We start from the raw sequence: 13,647 nt of genomic DNA, 5'->3' as shown, positions 1-13,647 counted from the left end.
GGATAAGAAGCGTAAGGGATAAGGAATAAAGAATGTCAATTTGTTTTTTATTATTGGTATCACATATTGATTAACCGGTTATTAGTAATAACATTATAACAAAAGTAGTTTTATTTTAAATTTAAAAATTTTTCAAGAGAGAGTTCTTTAATATCATTATACAAATAACCATTTATACTCGACTTTTGTAATGTAGTAACTTTAAAATAATTACTACCTATAATACTATTTTTGTATTTTACATTAATATAAATTTCATATACAATCAAATTTACAAATGAAGATGACTTTCTCTTTTTGACATTTACTATTATCTTAATGTTGCTTTTTCCTATTTTAATACTCTTGTTTGTCAAATACCTTTTTATATCCTCTGCGATTATTTTATTATTTGATAACACTTCTACATAAACACTGTTTTTTAAACTTTCTAACTTTCTTTTCACTTCATTTATAAATGATAAATATTTTTTTTCATTAAAATTGCTATTCATCAGCTTCAAAACATAAATATAGTCCTCTTCTTTTTTTAATTGTGAATAAAGTTCTTTTATTTCAATCAATTGTTTTAAAGTATTTTTATTTAAAATAACTCGATATTTATCCTTATATTTTTTAAACCTATTATTAAGTTTATTTTCTAAATCTTTATACAACTTATTAACATCAACTCTTACTAATACAAGAAATTGATCAAATTTATACCTCTCGGCTTTTATTACATCATAGTTTGATACTTCAAATTTCTTAACAGTAGCTTTTATATTATAAATTGAATTTTTATTTGCTAAACCCCCACCAAAATCTTGGGCTTTACTTTCAAAGTTAGAAGATATAGTAACACTATATCTTGAAATAAAATTTGACAAAGCATTTAAAATAGCTGCTCTTTTATTTATACCACCACCAGTAACATATACAAATCTTTCATTACTTTTTGGGGGATTTAAATACCAACTAGGAACTGGTTTAGGTTTAATAGCCTCTTTTTGTGAACAACCAATTAACAAAAAGAAAAAGAAAAAAGAAAATATTTTCTTCATTTTATATTTGTGCCCTTAATTTTTTTCTTTTTTCAATAAGAATATCTATTCTTTTAAGTGCATTATCTACTAATTTACTTGGGTCTTCTCCCGTGTCAGTAATAATCTTATCTGCTAACTGATATGCTGCTTTCGCTTCATCTAATTTACCAAGTGCTTCTTCTACTACTCCTAAATCATACGCAATTTCATAAGATTTTTCCCCTGTTTCTTCATTTAATTTTTTTAGAATATATTCAGCTTTTTTTAGTCTACCATGTTCAATATAAGTTAAAGCATTTTTAAACATTTTTTCTTGTTTATCATTTAAGTCAACACTTTCTACTTTTTCCATTAATTCTACTTGCATTACTACATAATGAGGTGCAACTCTTACTACATATTCATTAGCAGCCTGATCAGCTAACTCATAAAGTGCCTCTTGAGCTGTTTTAAACTTTTTTGCTTCTCCAAATAATGAAAACCCTGTATCTTTACAACTATCGCCTTGATAATTTTTAGTAATATTCACTGCATCAACTACTTCAGCTGTATTTACATCAATTGCATTAATTGAAGCATTAAATGTAGCATTTGAAGTTTGACAAGTTACATAAACTGTTTTATAATATAAACATCTCCCTTTTTTATCATAACTAGCACATCTTTCTACTGGCTTTTTGTAACTTCCATTTGTTGCACTTGTTTTCACATTACCTGTAATAAGAACTTTAGCTCCTGCTAATTTTCCAAATTTAGCGGCTTTTTCACCAACTAAATCACTTGCTTGAAATTTTAATTCTTTTAAAACATCCCCAATTTTTTCTCTATTAATAACCTTAAAATACGGCTTATTATTAATTCGTACATTTGCTAATTTTGATTCTAATCTCCCACTAAAATTAATATTGTCTCCCTTAAAAGGAAGTACTGCAATTTCTTTTTTCTTTGTTAATGTGTCAACTTCTGCTGGTAATTGAGCCCTTACTGTAACTTTTTTAGCACTACACCCTAAAAAGAACATACCTATTGCACCGGCTAACGCAAATGAAAAGTACTTATTCATCCTTTCTCCCCTTTTTAAATATTAAATGAACGTTATTTTACTTATTTTATTTTTAAAAATCAATAAAAAAAGGATCTGAGGATAATTTTAAGCAAAAATTTCTAATTTTTACATACTAAAAAAATTCTAAACTAATTTATTTACTTCCTCTAAAAATCTTTCAAGTAGTTCATTTTCTTTATACTTTCCAATAACTTCACCTTTTTTAATAATTAGTCCATACCCCTTTCCACAAGCAATTGCTAAATCTGCTTCTTTAGCTTCCCCTATTGCATTTACTACACATCCCATTACTGATAAATTAAGAGGTTTTTTTATATTCTTTGTAGCATTTTCAACTGCTTCAACAATAGGTGGCAAATCAACTTCAATCCTACCACATGTAGGACAAGAAATAATATTTACCCCTTCCTTAATAAGTCCCAAATCTTTTAAAATAGCCTTACCTACTCTTATTTCTTCTTCAAGCTCGCCTGTAATTGAGACTCTTATAGTATCACCAATACCATCTAAAAGAAGTGCTCCAAAAGCAGCAGCACTTTTTATAGTAGCGTGAAATTTTGTTCCAGCTTCCGTAACACCTAAGTGAAACGGATAATCTACAAGAGGTCTTAACATTCTGTAAGCTTCAACAGTTCTTATAACATCACTAGCTTTAAGCGAAACCTTTATATCAAAAAAGCCTAAATCTTCTAAAAATTTAATATGCCAAAGAGCACTCTCTACCATTGCCTTTGGAGTTTGTCCATATTTATTCTCAAGATGGGCTTCTAAACTTCCTGCGTTCACTCCTATACGGATAGGAATATTTCTCTCTTTACATACATTTACTATTGCTTTTACTTTTGCCTCTCCTCCAATATTTCCTGGATTAATTCTAAGTCCATCAACAACTTCAGCTGCTTTTATTCCTAACTTATAATTAAAATGAATATCAGCTATTATAGGAATAGGAGATTTGGCTTTTATTTCTTTTAAAGCATTTGCATCTTCTTCATCAAGTACTGCCACTCTTACAATATCAGCACCTGCAAAATATAATCTATTTATTTGATTAAGTGTTTCATCTATATCTTTTGTTTTTGAGTAAGTCATAGATTGGACTGAAACTGGCGCATCACCTCCAATTTCTACATTTCCTACTTTTATTTTTCTTGTTTTATATCTTTTCATCAAATACTCCTAAAAGTTTGTTAATTGGGGTAATAGAGGTTAATAGAGGTATTAGAGGTTGTAGAGGTATTAGAGGTTTTAAACTTTATAATATATAACTTCACAACTTATCTACTTTCACAACCTCTACTAACCTTTAATACCTTTAATACCTCTACTAACCTCTTCTAATCTCTTTTTACAAAATGATACACATACTCAATATTTCCTTCTTTCCCTCTAATACTCGATTCTTCACTTCTTAAAAGTTTCCATCCTAGTTTACCTGCTTCATTTTCAAAATTATCTCTAGCCTTTTTTATAGCATCTATATCTAAAACAACACCTTTTTTATTTCTACCAACATCACGTCCCACTTCAAATTGCGGTTTAAATAGCAAAATTATATCTCTTTTAGCTAAAGAATCTATTTTATTTAATATTTTTAAAAGAGAAATAAAACTTACATCACTTACTATTACATCAAATTTCTCTTTATATTCAAAATCCCTAATATCTGTGTTTTCATAACTTTCTACTCTGTTTTTAAGTTTTGGATGTAACTGATTACTCCCAACATCAACAGCAACTACTTTTCTAGCACCTTTTTCCAGACTAACTTCACTAAAACCACCAGTAGATGCTCCAATATCTAAAACTAATTTTCCACAAAAATCAATTCCATATTTTTCAAGATAGTTTTTTAATTTCCAAGCAGCCCTACTTACATAAACTTTATCTAAAACTTCTATTTTATCTTTCTCTTTTATTTTAAAAGAAGGTTTATTAATAATTTCGCCATTTACACTAACTTTTCCATTTTTTATAAATTCTTTTGCTTTATTACGTGAGTCAAGTAACTTTCTATTTACAATTGCTTCATCAAGCCTCAAATATTATCCTTTTTTTATAAATTTTATCAAAAAACATTCACATATTTACATAATTTGCTATAATAAAATGACTAAAATAAAAGGAGAAAAAATGGGCTTTAGTGGACTTATGGCTGTTGCTTTATGTGTTATAGCTACAGGAGCAATGCTTTATATTGCAATAGATGCAGCTAAAAAATCTCCTATTGAATACAACTAAGAAAGTAAATCTTTTAAAGATTCATGAGGCTTTTTGTCCTCATATAAAATTTTATATACCTCATTTGCTATTGGGGTGTATATATTATTATTTTTAGCAATAGTATAAATCGCTTTAGTAGTATAAACTCCCTCAGCAACTTCACCAAGTTCAGTTAAAATATCTTCAAGTATTTTACCTTTAGAGAGATTAAGTCCCACTCTATAATTTCTACTCATTGTAGAATTTGCTGTTAAAAACAGATCCCCCGCTCCTGCAACTCCTAAAAACGTATTCTGTTTTGCTCCAAAAAACTTAGCAAATCTATCCATCTCAACAAGTCCTCTAGCAATAAGTGCAGCTTTTGCATTATTTCCTAGATTAAGCCCTTCACAAATACCAGCTGCAATTGCTATTACATTTTTATATGCCCCTGCTATTTCAACTCCAGCAACATCTTCATCTATATAAATCTTTATAAAATCTGGAAAAAATTTAGAAAACTCCTGAGCTAACGATAAGTTTTTTGAAGCAATTACAAGAGCTGTTGGTTTATTTTCTTTTACCTCTTTAGCAAATGAAGGGCCTGAAACAAATGCTAATTGATTACTGCTTACATACTCCTCAAATATTTCATTTAAAAATTTAAAACTTTTATTATCAATTCCTTTACTAGCTACTAAAATTTTCTTATGTTTTATTTTTTCGCCATAATTAATTAAAAAATCCCTAATTGCTTGAGCTGCAATTACAATAATAAGATATTCATTTTTTAGGGCTTCTTTAATATCCACAAAATTTGCTATATCTCTTTTTCTTCTTGAAGTTATTACAGCTTTTGTTTTTTGAGAAATAGCATGATATATTGCACTTCCCCAAGCCCCGGCTCCCACAACACTAACCATTTAATCTCCTTGTTTAATAAGCTCTAAATCTATCTTAAGCCTCTCTATTTCATCTTTATCGCCTACAACTATTAAAATATCTCCTGAATCAATTTTATGATTAATTCCTTTTGTTACAAATTGAACATTTTTACTCATTTCTTTATCTAAAATTGCAATTATCAAAATATTATAATTTGCTGAAATCTCTTTATAGACATCTTTTATATATTTTCCATCAAGAAAAGAATTTTTACAAATCTCAATCTCAGCAAAAGAGAGCTTATTATCTTCGAAAATTATCTCTTCTATTACTCTAAGAGTTAGTGGTTTTTTTAGGATTGTCATAATTCTATTTGCTGTAACTTCATAAGGATTAATAGTTTTATTAACTCCTGCAAGTTTATACTTAAATTCATTATCTTTATTAGAAACTTTTGCAACAATTTTTTTATTCGGATATAAATCTTTTAAAGTTAAAGACAAAAACAAATTTTTATCTTCATCTCTTAAAATAGCTAAAGCAATATCAAAATTACCTATTTTTTTTATTTCATCATCATTTATTTCATTTATTTTTACTACCTCATATAACTTTTCTCTTGCTTTAACTTCTTCTTTTTCATCTAAAACAACTACAACTAAATCTTTTTTTTCTATAAACTTAGCAACTCTTTCTCCAAAATCATCAAATCCAAACAAAACTACTTTCATATACTGCTTCTTTCTACCAGATATTTAAAATAATTTACACTCACACTATAACCCATTACTACCAAAATGTCCCCTGCTTCTAATCTTAAATCAAATGGTGGATTAAAATAAAAATGACCTTGTTCTATTTCTAAAGTTTCATTAAGCATAGATGACCCCTTTTTCTTTAAAACACCAAACAAAATTAGTTTATATTTATCAAAATCAATTTCTCCTACCAATTTTCCATCTAAAATAGAGTTTTTTATAACTACAATTTCATCAATAACTGCATTTCTTTTTTCTGTCAAAATAGCATCAATTACTTCAAATGTTATAGGGTTTCTAATATATTCAGCCATAAGAAGTGAAGTAATAGTAGTAGGAATTACAACATAGTTTGCTCCTGCTTTTTGCATTTTTGATACGTTATTTTCATCATTTGCAAGAGCTATAATTTTGACACTATTATCTTTACAATATGCTTTTATACTTAAAATCATAAAAGAGTTACTTATATCATTATTTGTTAAAACAAATACCTTTGAAATTTTTTCAAAATCAAGAGTTTCTAGAAAATCTTTTTGAGTAATATCTCCTTTAATAGCAATATACCCTTTCGTTGTAGCTTTACTTACCCTCTCTCCATCCATATCGACTACAACAAAATTTTGGTTTTCTTTAAAAAATCTTTCACAAATAATTTCAGCCTCATTTGAAAATCCACAAATAAGATATACATCATTCATTCCCTTAATAGTTCTAACTACTCTCTCAGCCTTAAGTTCTTCTAACTTTTCTGTAAAAGCTGAAGCTATAATTGAAGTAGCAAAAGAGATAAATCCAATACCAAAAATAATAAGTATCATTGTTAAAACTTTACCCTCATCAGTTACAGGGGTAATATCACCATAACCTACAGTTGAAATTGTAATAAGTGACCAATAAATGGCATCAAAAAGATTTTCTATTTTAGGATTAGCATGCGCTTCAAATACATAAATAATAGCCCCACCAATAAAAGTTACAAATCCAACTGCTATTAAAAGAATAAAAAGTTCAAATTTTTTATTTGCTAATACTTCAATAAAAGTATTAATACTTTTAGTATACCTTAAAAGCTTAAAAAGCCTGAAAATTACAAAAATCCTAAAAATCCTAAGAGGCCTATATCCAGGTAAAATCGCTAAAAGGTCTATTATTGCAAAAGGAGATTTTATATATTCCAATTTTTTATGAATTATTTCTTTAAAAACTTTTTTTAAATTAAATTCACGTCCTAAAAAAGATGCTTCTTCATATTCTTGAATTATAATCTGATGGATATCGTTATAAACCCAAAGCCGAATTAAATACTCAATTGCAAATACAGTAGTTACAAAATAAAAATCAAAATCTTCAAGTATCGGATAAACTTTATTTTTTATATCATACAGTAAAATACCTACACTTATTAAAACTAAAAAAAACATAAAAAAATCAAATATCTTTTTAGGAGGAAAACTATCATCATTCATAAGCTGCCAAAAGAAGGATTTGATTTTTTTATATTTTTTATTACTGTCAAGATAGTAAGCAAAAGCCACTAGGGCTTTTATTATAAACTGTGTTAATTTCAAGAAAGCTTACTTTTTAGAATTTTATTTACAACTTGAGGATTTGCTTTACCACGGCTAGCTTTCATAACTTGTCCAACAAAAAATCCAAATAGTTTCTCTTTTCCAGCTTTATACTCAGCTACTTTATCTTCATTTGCAGCTAATACCTCATCAACTATTTTCTCAATTGCTCCTTCATCACTTATCTGTTTGAGACCTAGTTTTTCAATTGCCGTGTCAACTTCAATATTTTCTTCCATTAAAAGATCTAATACTTTCTTACCACCAGCCCCACTAATTACTGCTTCTTTTTCTCTAATAGCAAGAGTAGCAAGTTTTTCAGGTGACACTGGAGAGTTTTCAATCGAAATCCCTGCTTTATTAAGTCTTCCAAGAAGTTCAATTGCAAGCCATCTATTAGCAGAACTTGGCTCAACTCCAAGAGATATCATTTTCTCAAAAAATCTCGCAAGCTCAGGCTCACTTGTAAGCACTCCAGCATCATATTCTTTTAGACCATATTCTTTCATATAACGCTCTTTTTTCTCATCCGGAAGTTCTGGAATGTCAATATCAAAAAATTCTTCAGGAACTTCAAGAGGAAGTAAGTCTGGATCTGGAAAATATCTATAATCAGCTGACTCTTCTTTTCCTCTCATAGAGCGAGTCTCTCCAGTTTTGCTATCAAATAATCTTGTCTCTTGTATAATTTCATCTTCATATTCATCATACTCATATGCTTCTATATGTCTTTCAACCTCATAATCAATTGCTTGTTTAATAAATTTAAATGAGTTTATGTTTTTAATCTCAACTCTTGTACCAAACTCTTTTTGGCCAACAGGTCTTACTGATACATTAGCATCAACCCTAAAACTTCCCTCTTGCATATTAGCATCACTGATTCCTAGATATTTTACAATTGCATGAAGTTTTTTTAGATATGCAATAGCTTCATCACTACTTCTCATATCTGGTTCACTTACTATTTCAAGAAGAGGTGTTCCAGCTCTGTTTAAGTCCACTTTAGAATGGTCACCCTCGTGCATATTTTTCCCAGCATCTTCTTCAAGATGAGCTCTTGTAATTCCAATTCTTTTTTTGCCGTCTTTGCTTTCAATAAAAAGCTCTCCATTTTCAACAATTGGCACAACAAACTGACTTATTTGATAACCTTTTGGTAAGTCTGGATAAAAATAGTTTTTTCTCTCAAAAGTACTTCTTTTATTAATAGTAGCATTTACTGCTTTTCCAAACATTACCGCTTTTTTTACCGCTTCTTTATTCATAACTGGAAGTGCCCCAGGTAGTCCTAAACATGTTGGACAGGTGTTTGTATTTGGTTCATCTCCAAAACTTGCACTGCAATCACAAAAGATTTTTGTTTTTGTATTTAATTGAACGTGAACTTCTAACCCTATTACTACTTCATATTTCATTTTTTCTCCTTTTATTCTACTACAAATCTATATCCGTTTTTATGCAATGCTCTTTTAATCTCTTCTTGATGTTCAAGACCTCTTGTTTCAAGTGCAATTGAAACATTTGCATCACCAATTGCTAAATTCAAATCTGTTCTATCATATCCGATAGAAACTATATTTGCTTTAGTTTGAGCTAAAATTTCTGTAAGCTTCATTAAAGCCCCTGGTTTATCCACAAGAGTAATAATAAGCTTCATTTTTCTATGAGATTTTAATAAACCTTTTTCAATAATCAAATTAATCATTGTAACATCAATATTTCCACCGCTAAGAACTACTCCCACTTTTTTAGGAGCTCCAAATTTTATTTTATGATGAAGTAAAGCTGCTACCCCTACTGCACCAGCTCCTTCTACAACAACTTTTTGTCTTTCCATTAAAAAAAGAATAGCATTTGCAATTTCCTCATCATCCACTTCAACAATATCATCAACAACTTCTTTAATAATCTCATAAGTTATAGGAGAAGTGTCTCTCACTGCGATTCCATCTGCAATAGTCTTTACATATGTAGTATCTTGAACACTACCACTCAAAAAGCTTAGTCTCATAGCAGGAGCACCAGCAGCTGTCACTCCAATAACTTTTATATGAGGATTTATCTGCTTTGCTGCACTTGCAATTCCACTAATAAGCCCTCCTCCACCTACTGGCACTACAATATAATCTAAATTAGGGACTTTTTCTAACATCTCAAGAGCAATTGTCCCTTGCCCAGCCATAACTTCCTCATCAGCAAATGGATGAATAAATTCAAGCTCTTTTTCTTTTGCAAGATTTATAGCATATTCGTACGCTTCATCATAATTATTTCCAGCAAGTACTACTTCTCCTCCATACTCTTTAACTCCACTGACTTTTGTTAGAGGAGTAGCTTCTGGCATTACAATAATTGATGGAATATTAAAATAGTTTGCACTAAATGCAACACCTTGAGCATGGTTCCCCGCACTTGCTGCAATTACTCCTTTTTTTCTTTTTTCTTCTGGCAAACTTGCAATTTTATTAAATGCACCTCTTAGCTTAAAAGCTCCTGTTATTTGAAGATTTTCTTTTTTTAAAAAAATTTCATTCCCAACTTTTTGGGATAACACAGGTGCATAAGCAAAAGGGGTTTTATATACAACATCTTTTAATCTTTCTCTTGCCGCTTTTATTTTTTCTAAATTTATTATTTTCTCATTTTCCATTTTAAATTTTACATTTTCCATTTATACTAATCCCTCTTTTTCACATCTTTTATGCTCTATCATTAAACATTTGTCTTCTATATAAAAAACACCTGCATCTTCTGCAATCTCTTTTGATTTTTCGTTTATTACACCCTCTTGCAAAAACACACATTTAATTCCAGGAAGTTTAACTGCTTTTTCTACAATAGGAGGAGTATCTTCTCCACGTCTAAAAATATTTACAATATCTACCTCAAAATCAATCTCATCTAAACTTCTATATACCTTCTCTCCTAAGATCTCCTCTTCTCTAGGATAAACTGGCACTATTTTGTAACCCTTGTCTTGCATATACTTAGCTACTTGATTTGAAGCTCTATGAGATTTAGGAGACAGTCCGACTACCACAATAGTCTTTGAATTTTTAAGTATTTCACAAAGTTTAGGCTCTGCTTTTTGGGCACTTGGCAACTCACAAGTTTGCATTTTTTACCTTTTTTGCCAAAATTATATCAAAAATTCCCAAAAACTCTTGATTTTTAAAGAGAAAAAAGAGTAAAATTTTTCGAAGCACAATAAAGGAGGAAAAATGAAAAAGTCTGATTTAGTAGCAGTAGTAGCAGAGAAGACAGGTCTTAGCAAAAAAGATGTTTCAGCTGTGATTGATGCAAGTATTGAAGCAATTGAAGAAGCATTAAAAAATGGAGAAAAAGTTAGCTTTATTGGATTTGGTAGCTTTGAAGTAGTAAAAAGAGCAGCAAGAGTTGCTAGAGTACCAGGAACAAATAAAGAGGTAAAAATCCCTGAGAGCAAATCAGTTAAATTTAAAGTTGGTAAAAAACTAAAAGAGATCGTTAACTCATAAGACGCTTTTTGCGTCTTGATTTTGCCTATTTTTTGATATATAATTTCACTCCAAGCCGGCGTGGCGGAACTGGTAGACGCGTCGGACTCAAAATCCGATGGGCTCTGCCCATGTGGGTTCGAGTCCCACCGCCGGTACCACTGACTAACTATTTAAACTACCATAAAATCGAGCTTCCAAAACACTTCTTAAAAAGAAAAGTAACCCATAGACAAAAACTTTTACATAATACATAATAAGTATATGTAAGAGAAAGAAAAAATTTCTCAAGAATTTCAAAAATTTAGAAGGATTTTTTTAAGAAGCTTTATTTCATACCAATTCCAAGATGTTTAGACACTTCAGTATAATAAAATTTAGTTAATCAAATACAACCAATTAAAGCATATACTTCTATTTAAAAACTATGACTATATTAGAATTGGTATTAAAATATCAAATTTGTTTTTGAAATTCGCAATATGCTTTTTTGAGTTTAAATCCCAAAGAGTTGTAATATTTTTTATTGTAATTGCAAGATACTTTGAATCAGTCGAAAATTTTGCAGATTTTTCATCAGGTCTATTATCAGGTAGTTTTAATTTAAATCCTTTTAAAAAATCAAATTTTTCGAAAAAATAAGAACCCTATTTGATTCATCCACTAAATAAAGCAAATCTTCATTTGCACTAAAATGAGTTACTCTTTTTTTTAGATTTTTCAGCATTTTTATTTGCATTATTTTTTCCTTAAAATTGTAAAAATCAATATTACTCCTATAATTATTGCAAATATATACCCTAAAATACCAAGAAGTGATATACCTTTAATTGTTGGAGGAATGCCTGAGCTTAATAACATAGACGAACCTATCAAAATTGCTGCTATTACAATTGCAGTTGATAGTCTGTTAAATGATTTTTCGATTGATTCTTCAAACTCTTCAAGACCAACATGCTCAAATTCAATTTTTAAATCCCCTTTTTTTATTTTTGAAATAATTTCATTTATATCACTTGGAGCATTTGTAAATAACTCTAAAATAGACTTATTAAATTCGTGAGAACGTTTTAATATATTAAAAGGTGAAATAATTTGCTTGTAAATTTTAATAATAAAAGGTGTGATTTCTTCCGCAGCATTAAATTCTGGGTATAGTTTTTTTCCTATTCCTTCCATTGTAACAAGTGCTTTTGCTAAAAGATAGTTATCTTCTTTAAAATAGATTTTGTACTTACTCATAACCCTCAAAATATCATCTATAAGAGCCTTTAACTCAACATTTTTTAAAGATGAATAAAAATAAGTTGCTATTATATCTGCCATCTCTTTTTTAAAAGAAGAAATATCAATCTCTCCTTCAACTTTCGATAGTTTAAGAATATACAAAGCTGCTTTTTCTTCTTGATTTTTAATTACATAATAAATCATTTCTACGAAGTTTTTTTGGTCTTCTTCGCTGAGTCTCCCCATTATTCCAAAATCTAAAAATACAATTTTTCCATCACTTACCATTAAGTTTCCTGGATGTGGGTCAGCATGAAAAAATCTATGAACAAAAATTTGCTCGCAAATTAGTTCAAAGCCCTTTTTAGTTATTTCTTCTAAATTAACCCCTGCTTTTCTTAATTTATCAATGTCTGAAATTTTAATTCCATCAATATATTCCATTATCAAAACTCGTTTAGTTGAATATTTTTCATAAAATTTTGGAACTTTTATATTTGGATTATCTATAAAATTAACTGCAAATCTTTTAAGATTTAAAGCTTCTGTATTAAAATCAAGTTCTTTTTTTATTGAGTTAGCAAACTCTTCTATAATTTTGACTAAATCAATCCCATAAATTAAAAATCTCTCTCTAAGCATTCTTGCAAATCTCATAAGAATTGCAATATCCGCATAAATCTTTTCTTCAATTCCAGGCTTCAAAATCTTAACCGCAACTACTTCTCCGCTCCTAAGAGTTGCTTTATAAACTTGACCTATTGAAGCACTTGCTAATAAAGTAAAATCATCATAAAATATCTCTTTATAATCTCTATCAAGCTCTTCTTCTAGGACTTTTTTCATAACATCAAAAGGAAGTGGTGTTACATTGTCTTGAAGTTTTTCAAACTCTTTTGCAAGTTCAAGCGGTACTAAATCAGGACGAAGAGAAAGTATTTGAGCCAATTTTATAAATGTAGGTCCAAGTTCTTCAATAGCGCGCCTAATTCTCTCACTTCTAGAAATATTTGGAGATTTCTTATATGGTACAGGGATACCGATTGATTCAATTAAGTCTCCAAATCCATATTTTGCTAAAACAAAAATTATCTCTTTTGTACGTTTGAGTTCGTATAGACTATTTTTCAGCATTTAAAAGTTTTTTAAGCTCTTGAATTTCCTTTTTTAGCTCTTCTACATCTTCTTTTGTAGCTAAACCAAGCTCCCTTAATTGATGTTTAACCTCTTCTTCTATTATTTTTTTAAGCTCGCTTAATTTATCTTCACTCTCTTTTTTAATTTCTTGAATTAAGTTTTCAGCTTCAATCTCAGTTAAATCCCCTCTTTTTTTTGCTTCTTCAATAAACTCTTCAAATTTTTCTTTAGCTAAAAAAACACTACCTACTCCAAGCTTAACTAGCTCATCAATTTTAATCATAATCCCCTCCTTTT

Annotated in this window: 14 protein-coding genes and 1 tRNA gene; 2 read left to right on the top strand and 13 right to left on the bottom strand. The window is 29.3% G+C overall.

Features of this window, described 5'->3' with window-relative positions; all coding sequences use genetic code 11:
• Positions 1-110: 110 nt before the first annotated feature.
• From ACYQ1U_RS00930 to ACYQ1U_RS00885, 10 genes are all read right to left on the bottom strand, one after another.
• Positions 111-1,043, bottom strand: a complete 933-nt coding sequence (locus ACYQ1U_RS00930) for an LPP20 family lipoprotein (protein WP_459883340.1) — start codon at positions 1,041-1,043, stop codon at positions 111-113.
• 1 nt (position 1,044) lies between these two features.
• Positions 1,045-2,088: a CsgG/HfaB family protein gene (locus ACYQ1U_RS00925; RefSeq protein ID WP_459883338.1), complete on the bottom strand. Its 1,044-nt coding sequence runs from the start codon at positions 2,086-2,088 to the stop codon at positions 1,045-1,047.
• A gap of 126 nt (positions 2,089-2,214) precedes the next feature.
• The gene (gene ispG / locus ACYQ1U_RS00920; protein ID WP_459883337.1) at positions 2,215-3,264 is read right to left on the bottom strand and encodes a flavodoxin-dependent (E)-4-hydroxy-3-methylbut-2-enyl-diphosphate synthase; all 1,050 of its coding nucleotides are present in this window, start codon (positions 3,262-3,264) and stop codon (positions 2,215-2,217) included.
• Between the two features lie 164 nt (positions 3,265-3,428).
• Positions 3,429-4,133, bottom strand: a complete 705-nt coding sequence (tlyA, locus tag ACYQ1U_RS00915; protein WP_459883336.1) for a 23S rRNA (cytidine-2'-O)-methyltransferase TlyA — start codon at positions 4,131-4,133, stop codon at positions 3,429-3,431.
• Positions 4,134-4,328: 195 nt separating this feature from the next.
• Positions 4,329-5,216 (bottom strand): NAD(P)H-dependent glycerol-3-phosphate dehydrogenase, encoded by an 888-nt coding sequence (locus ACYQ1U_RS00910; RefSeq protein ID WP_459883335.1) that lies wholly within the window; start codon positions 5,214-5,216, stop codon positions 4,329-4,331.
• Positions 5,217-5,909 carry a potassium channel family protein gene (locus ACYQ1U_RS00905; RefSeq protein ID WP_459883334.1) on the bottom strand — a complete coding sequence of 231 codons (693 nt, stop codon included), beginning with the start codon at positions 5,907-5,909 and terminating at the stop codon, positions 5,217-5,219. It abuts the gene before it with no gap.
• The gene (locus ACYQ1U_RS00900; protein ID WP_459883333.1) at positions 5,906-7,405 is read right to left on the bottom strand and encodes an ion transporter; all 1,500 of its coding nucleotides are present in this window, start codon (positions 7,403-7,405) and stop codon (positions 5,906-5,908) included. Before ACYQ1U_RS00900 ends, ACYQ1U_RS00905 begins: the two co-directional genes overlap by 4 nt.
• A 98-nt stretch (positions 7,406-7,503) precedes the next feature.
• The gene (gene gatB, locus ACYQ1U_RS00895) at positions 7,504-8,925 is read right to left on the bottom strand and encodes an Asp-tRNA(Asn)/Glu-tRNA(Gln) amidotransferase subunit GatB (RefSeq protein WP_459883331.1); all 1,422 of its coding nucleotides are present in this window, start codon (positions 8,923-8,925) and stop codon (positions 7,504-7,506) included.
• A gap of 11 nt (positions 8,926-8,936) precedes the next feature.
• Positions 8,937-10,145, bottom strand: coding sequence for a threonine ammonia-lyase (ilvA, locus tag ACYQ1U_RS00890; RefSeq protein ID WP_459886337.1), 1,209 nt, complete (start codon positions 10,143-10,145; stop codon positions 8,937-8,939).
• A 36-nt stretch (positions 10,146-10,181) separates the two neighbouring features.
• The gene (locus tag ACYQ1U_RS00885; protein WP_459883330.1) at positions 10,182-10,628 is read right to left on the bottom strand and encodes a CoA-binding protein; all 447 of its coding nucleotides are present in this window, start codon (positions 10,626-10,628) and stop codon (positions 10,182-10,184) included.
• A 103-nt stretch (positions 10,629-10,731) separates the two neighbouring features.
• Here ACYQ1U_RS00885 and ACYQ1U_RS00880 point away from each other — a divergent pair, with 103 nt between their 5' ends.
• Complete coding sequence (locus tag ACYQ1U_RS00880; protein WP_459883329.1) at positions 10,732-11,007, top strand: HU family DNA-binding protein; 276 nt, start codon at positions 10,732-10,734, stop codon at positions 11,005-11,007.
• Positions 11,008-11,061: 54 nt separating this feature from the next.
• Positions 11,062-11,147: transfer RNA gene (locus ACYQ1U_RS00875), tRNA-Leu, on the top strand.
• Positions 11,148-11,599: 452 nt separating this feature from the next.
• On the opposite strand, the gene ACYQ1U_RS00870 is transcribed toward ACYQ1U_RS00875, so the two are convergent.
• Genes ACYQ1U_RS00870 through ACYQ1U_RS00860 form a run of 3 tightly spaced genes read right to left on the bottom strand, consistent with a single transcriptional unit; the run spans position 11,600 to position 13,633 of the window.
• Complete coding sequence (locus ACYQ1U_RS00870) at positions 11,600-11,725, bottom strand: hypothetical protein (protein ID WP_459883327.1); 126 nt, start codon at positions 11,723-11,725, stop codon at positions 11,600-11,602.
• Positions 11,725-13,347: an ABC1 kinase family protein gene (locus tag ACYQ1U_RS00865; protein ID WP_459883326.1), complete on the bottom strand. Its 1,623-nt coding sequence runs from the start codon at positions 13,345-13,347 to the stop codon at positions 11,725-11,727. Before ACYQ1U_RS00865 ends, ACYQ1U_RS00870 begins: the two co-directional genes overlap by 1 nt.
• Entirely contained in the window at positions 13,334-13,633 is a 300-nt protein-coding gene (locus ACYQ1U_RS00860) for a phasin family protein (RefSeq protein WP_459883325.1), read from the bottom strand. Before ACYQ1U_RS00860 ends, ACYQ1U_RS00865 begins: the two co-directional genes overlap by 14 nt.
• Positions 13,634-13,647 lie beyond the last annotated feature (14 nt).

The organism is Caminibacter profundus (genome assembly GCF_054657155.1).
This window is presented reverse-complemented; position numbering and strand designations above follow the sequence as displayed.

Bases quoted from the DNA above. Each gene is read 5' to 3' on its own strand.
- ACYQ1U_RS00930 (WP_459883340.1), bottom strand. From the start codon at position 1,043: ATGAAGAAAATATTTTCTTTTTTCTTTTTCTTTTTGTTAATTGGTTGT.
- ACYQ1U_RS00925 (WP_459883338.1), bottom strand. From the start codon at position 2,088: ATGAATAAGTACTTTTCATTTGCGTTAGCCGGTGCAATAGGTATGTTC.
- ACYQ1U_RS00910 (WP_459883335.1), bottom strand. From the start codon at position 5,216: ATGGTTAGTGTTGTGGGAGCCGGGGCTTGGGGAAGTGCAATATATCAT.
- ACYQ1U_RS00905 (WP_459883334.1), bottom strand. From the start codon at position 5,909: ATGAAAGTAGTTTTGTTTGGATTTGATGATTTTGGAGAAAGAGTTGCT.
- ACYQ1U_RS00900 (WP_459883333.1), bottom strand. From the start codon at position 7,405: ATGAATGATGATAGTTTTCCTCCTAAAAAGATATTTGATTTTTTTATG.
- gatB (WP_459883331.1), bottom strand. From the start codon at position 8,925: ATGAAATATGAAGTAGTAATAGGGTTAGAAGTTCACGTTCAATTAAAT.
- ACYQ1U_RS00885 (WP_459883330.1), bottom strand. From the start codon at position 10,628: ATGCAAACTTGTGAGTTGCCAAGTGCCCAAAAAGCAGAGCCTAAACTT.
- ACYQ1U_RS00880 (WP_459883329.1), top strand. From the start codon at position 10,732: ATGAAAAAGTCTGATTTAGTAGCAGTAGTAGCAGAGAAGACAGGTCTT.
- ACYQ1U_RS00870 (WP_459883327.1), bottom strand. From the start codon at position 11,725: ATGCAAATAAAAATGCTGAAAAATCTAAAAAAAAGAGTAACTCATTTT.
- ACYQ1U_RS00865 (WP_459883326.1), bottom strand. From the start codon at position 13,347: ATGCTGAAAAATAGTCTATACGAACTCAAACGTACAAAAGAGATAATT.
- ACYQ1U_RS00860 (WP_459883325.1), bottom strand. From the start codon at position 13,633: ATGATTAAAATTGATGAGCTAGTTAAGCTTGGAGTAGGTAGTGTTTTT.